General features: G+C 64.1%; 3 protein-coding genes. 2 read left to right on the top strand and 1 reads right to left on the bottom strand.

Going from position 1 to position 2,069, the window contains the following annotated elements; genetic code table 11:
* Window positions 1-667, bottom strand: a 667-nt coding sequence (locus tag EN749_RS34720) for an MFS transporter (protein WP_128364867.1), incomplete at its 3' end; no start/stop codon positions are given.
* A 121-nt stretch (window positions 668-788) separates the two neighbouring features.
* Between EN749_RS34720 and EN749_RS34715 the strand changes: the two genes are divergently transcribed.
* On the top strand, window positions 789-1,790 hold the full coding sequence (locus EN749_RS34715; RefSeq protein ID WP_127397914.1) for an ornithine cyclodeaminase family protein: 1,002 nt from the start codon (window positions 789-791) through the stop codon (window positions 1,788-1,790).
* The coding region (locus EN749_RS34710; protein ID WP_189367924.1) for an aromatic amino acid lyase at window positions 1,787-2,069 on the top strand (283 nt) is incomplete at its 3' end. The genes EN749_RS34715 and EN749_RS34710, both read left to right, overlap by 4 nt.

Below are 2,069 nucleotides of genomic sequence, written 5' to 3'. Positions count from 1 at the left end.
CATAGAGAAGCAACGCAAGCCCCGCCGATGTCAGGAAAAAACCCGGCCAGTCGAGCGGCTTGGGGTCGGCTTCGCGATCGCCCGGAATGAAGCGGGCGACCAGCACCAACCCGACCACGCCAAGCGGGATGTTGATGAAGAAATTCCAGTGCCAGGACAGATAGGTGGTGATGAAGCCACCAAGCACCGGCCCGATCACCGGCGCAAACAGCGCCGGCCAGGTGATCAGTGCCGTGGCGTTCAGCAGCTCCGACTTCGACGCATTACGCAGTACCAGGATGCGCCCGACCGGCGTCATCAGCGCGCTGCCGAGCCCTTGCACGACACGTGCGGCGACGAACTGGGTCAGGTTTTGCGAGACGCCGCAGGCAAGCGAGGCCAGGGTGAACAGGACGATCGCCAGCAGGAAGATGTTACGTGCGCCGAACCGGTCGGCGAGCCAGCCCGACAGCGGCACGAATACGGCCATGGTCAGCATGTAGACCGTGATGCCGATGCTGATCGCCACCGCCGACACGACGAAGGAAGCCCCCATCTGCGGCAGCGAGGTCGAGATGATCGTCGAATCCAGAAACTGCATGAAGAAAGCGATGGCGACAATCAGCGCCACGCGCCGCGCATTGGTGGCCGTTTCGGATAAGGTTGCGGTCTCGGGAACGGCTGTCATGACGGAACCGGTTTGAACAGCATCTCACCGGCGGCGTCCAGAGACCTCGCAACAAACTTTCGTGTCCCGCCTTGGCCTGCTATGGGATGAACGGGGTGGTCGAGGAAAGTGTCCGCGTAACATGAAGCCCATCTACATCGACTACCTCAATGCCCTCGACATCGACGCCCTTGCCATGACCGATGGCGAAATCATTGCCGCCGTCGAGGCTGGCCTGGTGGCGCAAGGCAAGGGCCAGACGGTGGTCGAACCGCGCGTCCATCTTGAGCCGGACCCGTCCTTCCACGGCCATTTCAACGTGTTGCGCGGCTACGTCGCGCCGCTCGACACGGCCGGCGTCAAGATCGTCGGCGACTATGTCGACAATTACCTGCATGGCCTGCCTTCCGAATTCGGCATCCTCAACCTGTTCGACCCGCGCACCGGCGCGCCGCGCGCCATCCTCGACGCCACCGTCATCACCGACATGCGCACAGGCGCCGTCACCGCCATCGGCGCCAGGCATCTGGCGCGAAAGAATTCCAAAGTGCTGGCCCATATCGGCGCGCGCGGCACCGCCTACTGGAATGTCCGCCTGCTCGACTATCTCTTCGATTTCGACGAGATCCGCGTCCATTCGCGCCGCCCGGAAAGCCGCGACGGTTTTGCCGCCAGACTGTCCGCCGATCTCGGCAAGACGGTGACGGCGGTCGCCGACTGGAAAAGCTGCATCGAGGGCGCCGACATTGTCGTCGAGGCCTCGCGGTTGCCGGAGCCGCAGCCATTGCTCAAGACCGAATGGATCAAGCCCGGCGCGTTGGTCGTGCCCTACGGCACGATGAGCGCGGTGGAACTGTCGTTGACCGATATTATGCAGAAGATCGTCGTCGACGATTGGGGCCAGTGCAAGGGCGGCAAGTTCGGCTCGCTGCGCGCCCATGTCGAGACCGGGCGGCTGAGCGAGAAGACGCTGCATGCCGAGCTTGGCCAGATCGCCGCCGGTCTGAAAGCCGGGCGCGAAAGCGACGCCGAAACGATCCTGTTCTGGCATCGCGGCCTGTCGCTGTCCGACATTGCGCTGGGTAAGGCGATGCTGGCCAAGGCCCAAGTGCAAGGCATCGGCCAGCGGCTGCGCTTCGCATGAGCGCGCTCGTCCTCACCGGAACCGGTGTCGGTATTGACGATGTCGCTGCGGTCGCCCGCGATGGGCGCAAGGTGGAGATTGGACCCGATGTCATCGGCAGGCTGGAAAAGGCACGAAAAGTGCTCGACCAAGCCGCCGCATCCGGCCAGAAGATCTATGGCCTGAACACCGGGCTCGGCGCCAATCTCGGCACCGCGGTCGACGGCGACGCCGGCGCCTTCCAGCGCCAGTTGCTTGAAGGACGCAGCGGCGCCGTCGGCGAGGTGCTGCCGGTCGAAG

Origin of the sequence: Mesorhizobium sp. M7A.F.Ca.ET.027.02.1.1, assembly GCF_004022985.1 — a bacterium.
Classification (GTDB): Bacteria; Pseudomonadota; Alphaproteobacteria; order Rhizobiales; family Rhizobiaceae; genus Mesorhizobium.
This window is presented reverse-complemented; position numbering and strand designations above follow the sequence as displayed.